Annotated in this window: 16 protein-coding genes; 6 read left to right on the forward strand and 10 right to left on the reverse strand. The window is 64.6% G+C overall.

Features of this window, described 5'->3' with window-relative positions:
* Positions 1-187: 187 nt before the first annotated feature.
* Entirely contained in the window at positions 188-349 is a 162-nt protein-coding gene (locus tag ACEQZD_RS03870) for a hypothetical protein (protein ID WP_370184104.1), read from the reverse strand.
* Positions 350-889 (reverse strand): FMN-dependent NADH-azoreductase, encoded by a 540-nt coding sequence (locus ACEQZD_RS03875; protein WP_370184106.1) that lies wholly within the window; start codon positions 887-889, stop codon positions 350-352.
* Between the two features lie 147 nt (positions 890-1036).
* On the opposite strand from ACEQZD_RS03875, the gene ACEQZD_RS03880 reads away from it, so the two are divergent.
* Positions 1037-1927 (forward strand): LysR substrate-binding domain-containing protein, encoded by an 891-nt coding sequence (locus tag ACEQZD_RS03880; RefSeq protein WP_370184108.1) that lies wholly within the window; start codon positions 1037-1039, stop codon positions 1925-1927.
* Between the two features lie 27 nt (positions 1928-1954).
* On the opposite strand, the gene ACEQZD_RS03885 is transcribed toward ACEQZD_RS03880, so the two are convergent.
* The 8 genes from ACEQZD_RS03885 to paaX form a co-directional block, all read right to left on the reverse strand.
* A complete protein-coding gene (locus tag ACEQZD_RS03885; protein ID WP_370184111.1) occupies positions 1955-2242 on the reverse strand; it encodes a HigA family addiction module antitoxin in 288 nt (95 codons plus the stop codon).
* Between the two features lie 21 nt (positions 2243-2263).
* Positions 2264-2554, reverse strand: a complete 291-nt coding sequence (locus tag ACEQZD_RS03890) for a type II toxin-antitoxin system RelE/ParE family toxin (RefSeq protein WP_370184113.1) — start codon at positions 2552-2554, stop codon at positions 2264-2266.
* A gap of 45 nt (positions 2555-2599) precedes the next feature.
* On the reverse strand, positions 2600-2923 hold the full coding sequence (locus tag ACEQZD_RS03895; protein ID WP_370184169.1) for a YnfA family protein: 324 nt from the start codon (positions 2921-2923) through the stop codon (positions 2600-2602).
* The gene (locus ACEQZD_RS03900; protein WP_335628007.1) at positions 2923-3249 is read right to left on the reverse strand and encodes a DUF2834 domain-containing protein; all 327 of its coding nucleotides are present in this window, start codon (positions 3247-3249) and stop codon (positions 2923-2925) included. Before ACEQZD_RS03900 ends, ACEQZD_RS03895 begins: the two co-directional genes overlap by 1 nt.
* Before the next feature lie 155 nt (positions 3250-3404).
* Positions 3405-4709, reverse strand: coding sequence for a phenylacetate--CoA ligase PaaK (paaK, locus tag ACEQZD_RS03905; RefSeq protein ID WP_370184171.1), 1305 nt, complete (start codon positions 4707-4709; stop codon positions 3405-3407).
* Positions 4710-4746: 37 nt separating this feature from the next.
* Complete coding sequence (gene paaI / locus ACEQZD_RS03910) at positions 4747-5232, reverse strand: hydroxyphenylacetyl-CoA thioesterase PaaI (RefSeq protein WP_335628008.1); 486 nt, start codon at positions 5230-5232, stop codon at positions 4747-4749.
* A gap of 39 nt (positions 5233-5271) precedes the next feature.
* Positions 5272-6081: a 2-(1,2-epoxy-1,2-dihydrophenyl)acetyl-CoA isomerase PaaG gene (paaG, locus tag ACEQZD_RS03915; RefSeq protein ID WP_370184116.1), complete on the reverse strand. Its 810-nt coding sequence runs from the start codon at positions 6079-6081 to the stop codon at positions 5272-5274.
* 507 nt (positions 6082-6588) lie between these two features.
* Positions 6589-7515: a phenylacetic acid degradation operon negative regulatory protein PaaX gene (gene paaX / locus ACEQZD_RS03920; RefSeq protein WP_348321836.1), complete on the reverse strand. Its 927-nt coding sequence runs from the start codon at positions 7513-7515 to the stop codon at positions 6589-6591.
* Between the two features lie 251 nt (positions 7516-7766).
* On the opposite strand from paaX, the gene ACEQZD_RS03925 reads away from it, so the two are divergent.
* The 5 genes from ACEQZD_RS03925 (at position 7767) to ACEQZD_RS03945 (ending at position 12372) form a co-directional block, all read left to right on the forward strand.
* Positions 7767-8924 (forward strand): ABC transporter substrate-binding protein, encoded by a 1158-nt coding sequence (locus ACEQZD_RS03925; RefSeq protein ID WP_370184118.1) that lies wholly within the window; start codon positions 7767-7769, stop codon positions 8922-8924.
* 91 nt (positions 8925-9015) lie between these two features.
* A complete protein-coding gene (locus ACEQZD_RS03930; protein WP_370184121.1) occupies positions 9016-9891 on the forward strand; it encodes a branched-chain amino acid ABC transporter permease in 876 nt (291 codons plus the stop codon).
* On the forward strand, positions 9891-10877 hold the full coding sequence (locus tag ACEQZD_RS03935) for a branched-chain amino acid ABC transporter permease (RefSeq protein WP_370184122.1): 987 nt from the start codon (positions 9891-9893) through the stop codon (positions 10875-10877). Before ACEQZD_RS03930 ends, ACEQZD_RS03935 begins: the two co-directional genes overlap by 1 nt.
* Entirely contained in the window at positions 10874-11659 is a 786-nt protein-coding gene (locus tag ACEQZD_RS03940; RefSeq protein WP_370184124.1) for an ABC transporter ATP-binding protein, read from the forward strand. Before ACEQZD_RS03935 ends, ACEQZD_RS03940 begins: the two co-directional genes overlap by 4 nt.
* Positions 11660-11667: 8 nt before the next feature.
* Positions 11668-12372 carry an ABC transporter ATP-binding protein gene (locus tag ACEQZD_RS03945; RefSeq protein WP_370184174.1) on the forward strand — a complete coding sequence of 235 codons (705 nt, stop codon included), beginning with the start codon at positions 11668-11670 and terminating at the stop codon, positions 12370-12372.
* The last annotated feature ends 97 nt before the right edge of the window (positions 12373-12469 follow it).

Genomic DNA, 12469 nt, shown 5'->3' on the forward strand with positions numbered 1-12469 from the left:
GGTGACGTTATCCGGGCCGCGCTCCACGAACAGCTCCGTGGCCACCTCGCAGACGCGCTCGCGGAAGGCGGCGATCTCCTGGTCGGTTTTCGGCTTCTTGGGCAACGACACACTCCATGGTCTGCGGGCACAGGGCCGGACGGCAAAGGCTTACAGTGTAAACCAAACGCTGACGCACCGGCACGCGTCAGGCGGATACCGCCTCACGCACGGCGGCGCGCTCCCGCTGCAGCCGGCTCACCAGCCGCTCCACATCGGCCAGGGCGTCGCGTATCGACGCGTCCAGCCGCTCGCCGCCCTCCTCCTGGTACTCAATGGCGATCTCGTGGAAGTGCTCGATGCCGAGCAACTAAAGAGCGGTGCGCACACTGGCTTCCAGATGATTCATGTGCGCCAGCGGGCCACCGGCCCCCAGGCCGAACCCACCCCGGGACGACAGGATCACCGCGTGGCGCGGCCGGTCGTTGAGCAGCGGGCCCACCGGGTGCTCAATATTGGCCGGATCGAAATAGATGGTGCGCTCCACTCGCACGATCTGGTCGATCCAGGCCTTGAACGCCGCCGGATAGCTGTAGTTGGACAGGGGCACGCCCAGCACCAGCACGTCCGCGTCGATCACCTCGTCCACCAGGCGGTCGCTTTCCGCCAGCACCCGGTTCATAGCGAACGGCCGATGTTCCGACGGGGTGAACGCGGCCTCGATCCAGTCCACGGTCAGCAGCGACGGCGGTCGGGCGCCAAGATCCCGGCGCATCACCGCGTCTTCCGGGCGGGCGGCTTTCCAGTGCTCAACGAAGTGGTGGCTCAACCGCCGGCTATGGGAGCCGTGCTCGTGGGTGCCGGAACGTCCGGGGCGGGGGCTGGCGTCGAGGTGCAGTAAGCGGGTCATGGCGTTATCTCCGATTGGGGTTGGCTTGCAGGTGAGCTGATCTCACTCCTGCTTGACACGTCTGCCATGAAACCCGACGCTCGATACCGCGACAAACGATGAATTCTTGTCCAAATGGCAAAATAAAACTCATCCATAAGGCACCCCATGAGCGCCCGCAAACTGCCCTCCCTTTCCGCCCTGCGCGCCTTCGAGGCGGCGGCCCGCCACCGCAGCGCCAAAGCCGCCGCCCAGGAGCTGTCGGTGACACCCACCGCCATCAGCCACCAGTTGCGGCAACTGGAGGACTACCTGGGCCAGGCCCTGTTCGTGCGCAAACCGCGCCAACTGGTGCTCACCGGCGCCGGCCAGACCCTGCTGGCGGCGTCCAGCGAAGCGTTCGACACCCTCGCCGACACGGTCGCCCGGCTGCGCCACGACCCGGGCCACCAGACCGTCACGCTGTCCACCATCCCGGCGGTGGCCGGGCGTTTTCTGCTGCCCTGGGTGTGCCTGCTGCGTGCCCGCCACCCGCAGCTGAATCTGAACCTTCGGATCTCCCACGAACTGGTGGCGCTTGATGGCGTCGCCGCCGACATGGCGATCCGCTACGGGGACGGGCACTGGCCCGGGCTGGTGTCGGAGAAGCTGTTCGATAACGTCTTTGTCCCCGCCTGCAGCCCGACCCTGGGCATCACCCGGCACGACGACCTGCACCGGCACACCCTGCTGCACTACCAGCCGCCCAGCCATTCCGGCGCGCTGCTGAGCTGGACGACCTGGCAAAAGCTGGCGCGGGTGCCCGACCTGGACATGGGCGCCGGCCTGGTGTTCTCCGACGAGACCCACACCATCACCGCCGCCCTGGACGGTCAGGGCATCGCCCTGATGAGCAAGGCGCTGATCGCCGACGAACTGGCCCGCGGCCGGCTGGTGCAGCCGTTCGGGCCGGACCTGCACGCCAAGCCGTTCCACCTGGTGTACCCGGAAGAGCGGCTGCGCGAGCCCGCCATCGCGGCGGTGCGGGAGTGGGTGCTGGGGTTGCGGAGTGCGCTATAGCGGCCTGCCGCTAAACGGGAGCGAACGCTAACTGGCCGCCTTCAGTGGCTGGACATGCCGTTCCGGACGATGCCGGGACAGATCGTAATTGGCTTGCAGGTTAATCCAGAACTCCGGCGTGGTCTGAAACGCCTCGGCGAACAACCAGGCGGTTTCCGGCGTGATGCCGCGCTTGCCACGCACAATCTCGTTGATCCGCTGAACGGAAATGCCGAGATGCCCGGCCAGCGCTGTCTGGGTCTGCCCCAGGGGCTCCAGAAACTCTTTGAGCAGGATCACCCCGGGGTGCGTACTGACTCTGTTCTTGGGAATCATAATAAACCTCGCCGCCAGGCCTTAGTGATAATCAACGATAGCGACATCGTGGGCATCACGGCCTTGCCATCGAAAGACAAGACGCCATTGCGCGTTAATCCGAATACTGTGAAATCCCGCATAACGGCCCCTCAAAGCTTCCAAACGGTTGCCGGGAGGGGACCGCAACTCTTCCAGCGATCCCACCGCGTTAAGCACATCAAGCTTGTACAACGCGGACGCCCTGATCCCGGGCGGCAACCTTCGAACCCGGGCACTGGAGGCGCCGTGGTAAAGGTCTTCCGTGACACGATTACCAAAGGATTCAATCATGGGATAAGATTAACGGATACACGGCATTCATGTAAAGGCATCGCCCTACACGCTACGGGGCCCAAATACGATCACGCCGGCGCCGACGAGGCAGATGCCGGCGCCGAGCAAGTCCCAACGATCCGGGGCGCGCTGCTCCACCAGCCACAACCAGAGCAGAGACATGACGATATAGACGCCGCCGTAGGCGGCATAGGCGCGGCCGGCGTAGTCGGTGTCGACCAGGCTGAGCAGCCAGGCGAACAGCACAAGACTCACCAGCCCGGGCACCAGCCAGAGCGGCGATTTCTCCAGCCGCCACCAGGCCCAGACCGAAAAGCAACCGGCGATTTCCGCCAGGGCGGCGGCGATATAGAGAAGCGGTGCGATCACTTATCGGTGCCTGCATTGAGCCGCAACAGCAGATAAACGGCGAAGCCGGTGGCGACGCCGGGCACCAGGCCCAGCAGCGGCGCGATCCAACCGTGTTTTACCGGTCGGGTTTTCGCCTCGTAAACCACCCAGGTGGTGAGCACCACCCAGCACATAATGGTGTCCAGGGAGTAGCCGGTGGCGTAGGGATTGACGAAGCCCGCGGTGATGGCGGCGAGCAGGTCCGGGTCGCCGATCAGCGGCGGGATCACGATGACAACGAACAGCAGCGCGAACAGCGCCGCCCACAGGACAAGCAGCAAGCGAAAGGTTCTGGTGGTCATGGCGAAGCCCTCTTTTTTCAGGAGCTTAGCCCTGGCGGGACCGATAAAGCAAAAGCCGCCTTGTGGGCGGCTTTTCTGGAAAGCGGCCCGCGCCTGGGTAAAAGCGCGGGCCGGGCCGACGCGGTGAGCGCGCGGTTCGTTTGTTGCGGGCTTCTCTATTTCGGGCGGTTGTCGAAGACGTGTTTGGCTTTGCCTTCGGAGCGCGCCAGGGTGCCGGGCACGGTCACTTCCACCTTCGTGGTGATACCGATGTGAGTCTTCACCCGGTGCTGGAGTTCCTGGGCGGCGTCGGCGCTGGCCGCGTCGGCGCCGGCCGCGTCCGGTTTCAGCTCCACGCGCACGGTCACGCAATCCAGGTTGCCGTCCTTCTCCACATGGATTTCATAGTGCGGTGACAGCGCCTCGATCTTGAGAATCTGCTCTTCCACCTGGGTGGGGAAGACATTGACGCCACGGATGATCAGCATGTCGTCGCTGCGGCCGGTGATCTTGTCGATGCGGCGCATGGGGCGCGCGTGGCCGGGCAGCAGCCGGGTCAGGTCGCGGGTGCGGTAGCGCACGATGGGCAACGCTTCCTTGGTGAGCGAGGTGAATACCAGCTCGCCGTATTCGCCGTCGGGCACCACCTCACCGGTTTCCGGGTTGATGATCTCCGGGTAGAAATGATCTTCCCAGATGGTGGGCCCGTCCTTGCTTTCGATGCACTCCATTCCGACGCCGGGGCCCATCACTTCGGAAAGGCCATAGATGTCCAGCGCGTGGATACCGAGGCGCGCTTCCAGTTCTTCGCGCATGGTCTGGGTCCAGGGCTCGGCCCCGAAGATGCCGACCCGCAGGCTGGTGCTTTTCGGGTCGATGCCCTGGCGCTCCATCTCGTCGGCGATGTTGAGCATGTAGGACGGCGTCACCATGATGATGTTGGGCTTGAAGTCCTGGATCAGCTGCACCTGCTTCTCGGTTTGGCCGCCGGACATGGGCACCACGGTGCAGCCCAGTTTCTCGGCGCCGTAATGGGCGCCCAGGCCGCCGGTGAACAGGCCGTAGCCGTAGGCGACATGAACGATGTCGCCGGCGTGGCCGCCGGCGGCGCGGATCGAGCGCGCCATCACGCTGGACCAGACGTCGATGTCGTTCTGGGTGTAGGCCACCACGGTGGGTTTGCCGGTGGTGCCGCTGGAGGCGTGCACGCGCACCACGTCGCGCATGGGCGTGGCGATCATGCCGAACGGATAGTTGTCGCGCAGGTCGTTTTTTACCGTGAACGGAAAGTGCTTCAGATCGTCCAGGCTGCGCAGGTCGTAGGGGTGCACGCCGGCGGCGTCGAAGCTTTTTCGGTAATGCGCCACGTTGTTGTAGGCGTGGGTCAGGCTCCAGCGCAGGCGGTCGAGCTGCAACTCACGAAGCTGGGCCACATCGCCCCGCTCCACCGGGTCAAAACGATTCTCAAGATTAAACGGCATATCCATCACTGCCTTTCTCTTTGCTGATTTTGTTGTATTACTGCTCGCTTTCGGCCTCGTGGATCACCGGCCCACGGACCTTGTAGGACTTGCCACGGAACAGGGCCACCAGCTCATCACGGCCGTTGCTGACACGGACATCGTATACCCCGGTGCGCCCCTTGCGGGTCTGTTCGCGGGCTTCGGCGATGAGCACGTCGCCGAGCTTGCCCGGCGCCACGTAATCGATCGAACAGCCGGACGCCACGGTGGCTTCGTTGTAGGTGTTGCAGGCGAACGCGAAGGCGGAATCGGCGAGCGTGAAAATGTAGCCGCCGTGGCAGGAATCGTGGCCCTGGATCATCGCCTCGGTGACCGGCATGGACAGCACCGCCCGGCCCGGCCCGATCTCTTCCACCTGCATGTCCAGGTGCCGGCTGGCGCGGTCACGCTGGTACATGGCGTTCGCGCAACGGCGCGCCAGCTGCTGCTCCCCGGCCTGGGCGGCCAGGGGCCCGGCGAACGATTCGGATGTATCAGACATGAAGACCGTCCTCGTTGTTATTCTGCATTGCGAAGCGGGCTATTCGCCGGTGAAACGGGGCGCGCGCTTCTCCATGAAGGCGCTGACGCCTTCGCGGTAATCCTTGCTGCGGCCGGCCTGACGCTGCAGATCGCGCTCCAGGTCCAGTTGGGTGTCCAGGTCGTTGCCGGTGCTGTCGTTCAGCGCCTGCTTGATCAGCGCCAGGCCCCGGGTGGGCTGGGTGGCCAGATGCCGGGCCAGGTCCGTGGCGGTCCCCCGCAGGGCGTCATCGTCCACCACCTGCCAGATCAGCCCCCAGTCGGCGGCCTGCTCCGCGCTCAGCTTGTCGCCGAGCATAGCCAGACCCTTGGCGCGGGCCGTGCCCACCAGGCGCGGCAACTGCCAGGTGCCGCCGGAATCCGGCACCAGGCCGAGCTTGCAGAACGCCTGGATGAATTTCGCGGACCGGGCGGCGATCACCAGATCACAGGCCAGGGCGATGTTGGCGCCGGCGCCGGCGGCCACGCCGTTGACCGCGCAAATCACCGGCAACGGCAGCGCGGTGAGTGTGCGCACCAACGGGTTGTACCAGGTCTCGATGGAGTGCCCCAGGTCCGGCGCGGCGTCGGCGCCGGCTTCGGGGGATACGGCGCGGTCGGAGAGATCCTGGCCGGCGCAGAAGCCGCGCCCGTTGCCGGTGATCAACAGTGCCCGGCATTCGCCGTCCTGGCGGGCCCGCTCTACCAGAGTCAGGGCCTCGCGCACCTCCCGGTGCATGGCTTCATTGAAGCTGTTGAGGCTGTCCGGGCGGTTCAGAACCAGCGTGGCCACGCCGTCCTGAAGACTGAATTCGATGGTGTCGAAGGCCATGAGGCGCCCCTGAAAACGAAAAGCGGCGGAAAAGCGGCCGCCCAGGGCGGGCCGCGACCTGTCTTCGAGCATAGTCAAAACATGACACCAGTCAATACACATCACGGAAATTCATGTATCGGATGCAACAGTGAAGGGAGTTTTAAATTGCCACAAAACTTTTATTTTCCCTTTATTATCAATGCGCTATAAACATAAATCGGGCTGAAGCCATAATGTTACAAAATCGGCTATCAATGGCCTAATTACAGGTCAAATGGCCTGTTTTCGACTACCGCACCACTCGAACCCGCTTAGCAACGAGGGGGCTCTGTCAGGGCAGCCGAAGGGAAAGCCTTGTGGGAGCGGACTTTGCCCGCGAAAAGCCGATGACATCGGCCGGCGGGGCTACAGAGAGGCCTCTGGTACCGTTCAAGCAGGTTTCTGGGATCCCGCCGGGCGGCGAAGCCGCCCTTTCGCGGGCAAGGCCCGCTCGCACAAGTGTCCCCCAACCGGCTTAAAGGCAGCCTAATCGAGCCCGCCGAAGCGTTGGTAGAAGCTTTCGCCCGGTTCGGGCAGGGGGCCCTGGGCGGTTTCGGCGTGCTGGGAAATCCAGGCTTCCGCGCCCTGGTGGGTGAGGCGGTAGAGGTTGCGGGCCAGCTGTCGGGCGGCGCGGCCTTCCCAGTCGGCGGGCAGCAGCTCCTCGGGGAGCAGCGGGTCACGCAGCAGCAGCTTGCGGTATTCGTGAATCAGAAGCACCCGCGCCAGAAAGCACTCCCGGGGCGGCAGGCTCTTCTGCTTTTTCATCTGGTTCCAGAGCGGTCGGAACTGATCCAGAAAATCCCGGTAGCCGTCGGCGAGCTGGTCCAGGTTCCAGGCTTCGCGCACCTGCAGACGTAACGGCCGGGCGGCGAAACTTTCATGGGTGTCGGTCTGGAAGATGATGGCGTCGTCCAGGGCGCCCAGCTCCTGCAGCGACGCGTTCAGCTCGGCGCGGTCCACGCCGGGGTGCGCCAGCACCGTGGGGGCGAAGGCGCCGAAGCCCATCCACTCCAGTTCCTGGCGGGTGTCGCGGCGCAGATCCGGGTTCAACTGATTGAGCACCACCAGGGTCCAGGCGCCGTCCCAGGCCGGCTGCACCCCGGAATAGACGCGCTTGAAGGCCTTCTCGAAACGGCGCCGGCCGGCGCCGGTGAGGCCGTAATAGCTGCGCCGCCCCACCTTTTCCGCCATCAGCCAGCCTTCGCGGGTGAGCCGGAACACCGAGGTGCGCACCAGGCGCTGGCTCACGCCCATGGGCGCCAGCAATTCAATCAGGCTGCCCAACCAGACGGTGCCGCCACGCGGCACGATGGCGTCGCCGAACAGGGTGATGATCAGTGATCCGGTGCGCAGCGGGCGCTGCTGTTGAAAGCGTTTAATCAACAGTTCCAGGTGGTCAGACTGCAAATCCACGGTGTTCCCTTACCCCTTGAAATGATTCGACATACTACCAAACGGTCTTTCTATATGACACAAACCGCTCACGAAATCCAAGCAAAAACGGGCACTTGGCGAGATCGGTCCACTTTTATGACACATTAAACACGTTATTGACTTGTATGGCGTATCGCTTTATACCTGTATTCATAGCGCGGCCCGCATGGGACCTGATGGCCGCAGGAAAACAACAATTCGCCCCCGGGCATACGTGTAAAGGTGTGATAATGAAAACAACGCTGAAACAGCTGGCCGCCGGCGCGGTCGCCGCCCTGAGCCTCGGCCTGATGACCGCCCCCGCACTGGCCGCGGATACCATTCGTATTGGCTCCTTCCTTTCTGTTACCGGACCGGCTTCTTTCCTGGGCGATCCGGAATTGAAAACCCTGGAACTCTACATCGACAAACTGAACGAAGACGGCGGCCTGCTCGGCAAGCAGGTGGAGCTGGTGCACTACGATGACGTGGGCGATGCCGCCAAGGCGCGCACCTTCGCCAACCGCCTGCTGCGCCAGGACCGGGTGGACATCATTGTCGGCGGCTCCACCACCGGCGCCACCATGGCGGCGGTGCCGTTGATCGAACAGGCCGGTGTGCCGTTCATTTCCCTGGCCGGCGCCGAAACCATCACCACACCGGTGAAAAAGTGGGTGTTCAAAACCCCGCAGTCCGACCGCCAGGCGGCCCGCCGCGTGCTCATCGACATGAAAGAGCGCGGCCTCACCAAGATCGGACTGATTTCCGGCACCGGCGGCTTCGGCGCCTCCGGCCGCAACGTCACCAAGGAGATCGCCGGTGACATGGGCGTGGAGATCGTCGCCGACGAAACCTACAACCCCAAGGACACCGACATGACCTCGCAGCTGACCCGCATCCGCGGCACCGAGGGCGTGCAGGCGATCCTGAACTTCGACTTCGGGCAGGGCCCGGCCATCGTCACCCGAAACTACGACCAGCTGGGCATTGATCTGCCGTTCTACCAGTCCCACGGCGTCGCGTCCGACAGCTTCCTGGAACTGGCCGGCGACGCCGCCAACGGCCTGCGCCTGCCCGCTTCCGCGCTGCTGGTGGCGGACAAGCTGCCGGAATCCGACCCGCAGTATCAGGTACTGAACCGCTACAAGAGCGACTACGAAGGCCACTATGACGAGTCGGTCTCCACCTTCGGCGCCTACGCCTACGACGGTCTGCAGTTGGCGATCCGCGCCATCAAACAGGCCGGCTCCACCGACAAGGCCAAGGTGCGCGACGCCCTGGAAAGCATCGACGGCTACGTCGGCGTGACCGGCACCTACCGGCTGAGCGCGGACGACCACATGGGCCTGGACGCCGAGTCCTTCCGCATTCTGGAAGTGAAAGACGGCGACTGGGCGCTGACACAGTAAGCGCGCCCCGGGGGCATGGCCGGCGCCGTGCCCCTGCCCTGCTCCACCGCGTTTCACCGACCTCCCTTCACCGACTACTCCGGGCACCAACATGTTCAGCGAGTTTTTCCAGTTCAGTTTCTCGGGGATCACCCTGGGCGCCATTTACGCACTGGTGGCGCTGGGCTTCACCCTGATCTACAACGCCAGCCACGTGATCAACTTCGCCCAGGGCGAGTTTCTGATGATCGGCGGCATGGGCACCGTGGTGCTGATGGACGCCGGCGCGCCCATCTATCTGGCGATTCCCGGCGCCATCGTGATGGCCGGCATTGCCGGCGTGCTGCTGCATAAGCTGGCGATCGCCCCGGCGAAGAACGCCGACGTGGTGACGCTGATCATCATCACCATCGGCGCCTCGATTTTCCTGCGCGGCCTGGCGCAGATTTTCTGGGGCAAGGACTACCACGCCCTGCCCGCGTTCAGTGACACCGAATCGCTGTCGGTGGGCGGCGCGGTGCTGCTCACCCAGAGCCTCTGGATTCTCGGCATCGCCACGGTGCTGGTTATCGCGCTGGGATTATTCTTCACCCGCACCGCGCTCGGGAAAGCGTTGCTCGCCACCTCCATGAACAAGGATGCCGCCAGCATGGTGGGCATCAAGACCGGCGCCATCCTGACGCTGGCGTTCGGCATCGCCGCGTTGCTGGGCGCGGTGGCCGGCGTGATCGTCGCGCCGATCACCTTCACCGCCTACGACATCGGCATCATGCTCGGCCTGAAAGGGTTTATCGCCGCCGCCATCGGTGGTCTGGGCAGCAGCACCGGCGCGATTCTCGGCGGCCTGTTGCTGGGCCTGGCGGAAGCCTACACCGCCGGCTACATCTCGTCGGACTACAAAGACGCGGTGCCCTTCGTGCTGATTCTGATCATTCTGTTTTTCCTGCCCAACGGCTTGCTGGGCAGCCGGGCCGTGGAGCGTGTGTAATGGCGACCGTCAAAACCCACCGTAAAGCGCCCGGCCTGATCGCCCTGTTCGTGGTCCTCGCGGCGGCCCCGCTGCTGGCCGCCAACGACTTCCAATACGACCTGATGATCAAGATCTGCCTGATCGCCTCGGTGGCGGTGGGCCTGAATCTGCTGGTGGGCTACGCCGGCCAGGTAAGCCTGGGCCACGCCGCCTTTTATGCCGGCGGCGCCTACGCCAGCGCGTTGCTCACCCAGAACTATGAGTTCACCCCGCTGCCGGCGATGTTCACCGCCGCGGTGGCGGTGGGCGTGCTGGCCTGGCTGGTGGGCCGCCCGATTCTGCATCTGAAGGGCCACTATCTGTCCATGGCCACGTTGGGCCTGGGGGTGATCGCCGCCATCGTCATCAACAACGAAGACCAAGTTACCGGCGGGCCGGACGGCCTGCCGGTGGCGCCGCTGTCGATGTTCGGCCATGAGCTGAGCGTGTTCGGTAGCTACGAATGGTTCGGCATCACCGTCACCGGCACCCAGCTCTGGTACCTGCTCGCCGCCGGCGGCCTGTTCCTGGCGGTGTGGCTGGCGCTGAACCTGATCGACTCGCCGCTGGGTCGTGCGCTGCGCGCCCTGCACGGCTCGGAAATCGCCGCCCAGGTGGCCGGCGTAGACACCGCCAAATACAAGCTGCGCGTGTTCGTGATCTCGGCGGTGTACGCCAGCGTGGCCGGCAGCCTGTACGCCCACTACAGCGGCTTTATCACCCCGGACATCGCCTCCTTCGGCCATTCCATCGAGCTGATCACCATCGTCGTACTCGGCGGCATGGCCTCCACCTACGGGGTGATTCTCGGCGCCGCCATCCTGCTACTGATCCCGCAGTTCCTCACCGGCTTCCAGGAGCTGGAGATGGTTCTGTTCGGCGCCATCCTGATGGCGGTGATGATTTTCATGCCGCGCGGTTTAGTACCCACCATCGCGCGGCGCTTCCAGAAGGAGGCCGCATGAGCGCACTGCTTTCCGTTAAAAACCTGAGCAAGGAGTTCGGCGGCGTGCACGCCGTGGAAGACCTGAGCTTCGAGGTGGGAAAAGGCCGCATCCATTCGATCATCGGCCCCAATGGCGCCGGCAAGACCACGCTGTTCAATCTGATCACCGGCTTGTATCAACCCAGCGCCGGCAGCGTGCACCTGAACGGGCGCAGCCTGGCCGGCCACAAGCCCCACGAGCTGGCGCCGCTGGGCATGTGCCGCACCTTCCAGAACCTGCAGATCTGCATGAACATGAGCGCCCTGGAAAACGTGATGCTGGGTCGTCACCGCCATCTCGGCCAGGGCACGCTAGCCTCGCTGCTGAAGCTGCCGGCACTGCGCCGGGGCGACCGGGAATGCCGACAGCAGTGCGCCGAACTGATGGAATTCGTGGGCTGCGGGCAGTACCTGAACCACCACGCCTCGGCGATGCCCTATGGCGCGCTGAAACGTCTGGAGATCGCCCGGGCGCTGGCGTCGGAGCCGGACATCCTGCTTCTGGACGAGCCCGCCGCCGGCCTCAACCGCACCGAAACCGACGCCCTGCGCGCGGTGATCCGCAAGATCGCCGACAAGGGCATCACCGTGGTGCTGGTGGAGCACGACATGAAACTGGTGATGAGCATCTCCGACCAGGTGCTGGTGCTCTGCTACGGCCGCCAGCTCGCCGACGGCACCCCGGATGAGATCCGCGCCAACCCGGACGTCATCGACGCCTACCTGGGCAGCCGCAAGCCCGAAGAGGAGGCCATAGCATGAGCGAGACCCTGCTCGAACTGAGCGGCATCCGCACCGGCTACGGCCGCATTGAAGCGCTGCACGGCCTCGACGTCACCATCGCCCGGGGCGAAACCGTCGCCCTGGTGGGCGCCAACGGCGCCGGCAAGTCCACCCTGCTGCGGGTGATCTCCGGCCTGCAGCCGTTGAGCGCCGGCACCGTCCATTTCGGCGGCCAGAACCTGGCCCGCTGCAAGGCCGCCGACCGGGTCCACCGTGGCATTGTCCAGGTGCCCGAAGGCCGCCAGGTGTTCGCCGGCCTGTCGGTGGAAGACAACCTCACACTTGGCGCCTTCAGCCGCCGCCGCGACAAGACCGTCCCCGACGATCTGGACGCCATGTACCAGCGCTTCCCGATCCTCAAGGAAAAGCGCCGCCTGCACGCCGGCAACCTGTCCGGCGGCCAGCAGCAGATGCTCGCCATCGGCCGCGCGCTGATGGCCAAACCCAAGCTGCTGCTGCTCGACGAACCCAGCATGGGCCTGGCGCCGCTGATCATCGACGAGATCTTCGGCATCATCAAAGAGCTACAGCAGGAAGGCATCACCATCTTCGTGGTGGAGCAGAACGCCTCCGAAGCACTGGCCATCGCCGACCGGGGCTACGTGCTGGAGACCGGCGACATCGTCGCCACCGGCAGCGGCCACGCCCTGCTCAACGACGAGAGCGTGAAAGCCGCCTACCTGGGCGGCTGAGCGCGGCGTAGCAGGACAGGAGCCCGCCTCTTGACACCTCTTTACACCACTCCCTGTAAAAGCCTGGCTACGCGCAATGACGCTAAGCCGCCAACGG

The organism is Alloalcanivorax sp., assembly GCF_964221125.1.
In the GTDB taxonomy this organism is placed as follows: domain Bacteria; phylum Pseudomonadota; class Gammaproteobacteria; order Pseudomonadales; family Alcanivoracaceae; genus Alloalcanivorax; species Alloalcanivorax venustensis.

What these genes read in the sequence shown, in the direction of transcription:
- ACEQZD_RS03930 (WP_370184121.1), top strand. Translation starts at nt 9,016, where the DNA reads ATGTTCAGCGAGTTTTTCCAGTTCAGTTTCTCGGGGATCACCCTGGGC.
- ACEQZD_RS03875 (WP_370184106.1), bottom strand. Translation starts at nt 889, where the DNA reads ATGACCCGCTTACTGCACCTCGACGCCAGCCCCCGCCCCGGACGTTCC.
- ACEQZD_RS03940 (WP_370184124.1), top strand. Translation starts at nt 10,874, where the DNA reads ATGAGCGCACTGCTTTCCGTTAAAAACCTGAGCAAGGAGTTCGGCGGC.
- paaK (WP_370184171.1), bottom strand. Translation starts at nt 4,709, where the DNA reads ATGCCGTTTAATCTTGAGAATCGTTTTGACCCGGTGGAGCGGGGCGAT.
- ACEQZD_RS03900 (WP_335628007.1), bottom strand. Translation starts at nt 3,249, where the DNA reads ATGACCACCAGAACCTTTCGCTTGCTGCTTGTCCTGTGGGCGGCGCTG.
- ACEQZD_RS03885 (WP_370184111.1), bottom strand. Translation starts at nt 2,242, where the DNA reads ATGATTCCCAAGAACAGAGTCAGTACGCACCCCGGGGTGATCCTGCTC.
- ACEQZD_RS03935 (WP_370184122.1), top strand. Translation starts at nt 9,891, where the DNA reads ATGGCGACCGTCAAAACCCACCGTAAAGCGCCCGGCCTGATCGCCCTG.
- ACEQZD_RS03925 (WP_370184118.1), top strand. Translation starts at nt 7,767, where the DNA reads ATGAAAACAACGCTGAAACAGCTGGCCGCCGGCGCGGTCGCCGCCCTG.
- ACEQZD_RS03890 (WP_370184113.1), bottom strand. Translation starts at nt 2,554, where the DNA reads ATGATTGAATCCTTTGGTAATCGTGTCACGGAAGACCTTTACCACGGC.
- ACEQZD_RS03880 (WP_370184108.1), top strand. Translation starts at nt 1,037, where the DNA reads ATGAGCGCCCGCAAACTGCCCTCCCTTTCCGCCCTGCGCGCCTTCGAG.
- paaG (WP_370184116.1), bottom strand. Translation starts at nt 6,081, where the DNA reads ATGGCCTTCGACACCATCGAATTCAGTCTTCAGGACGGCGTGGCCACG.
- paaI (WP_335628008.1), bottom strand. Translation starts at nt 5,232, where the DNA reads ATGTCTGATACATCCGAATCGTTCGCCGGGCCCCTGGCCGCCCAGGCC.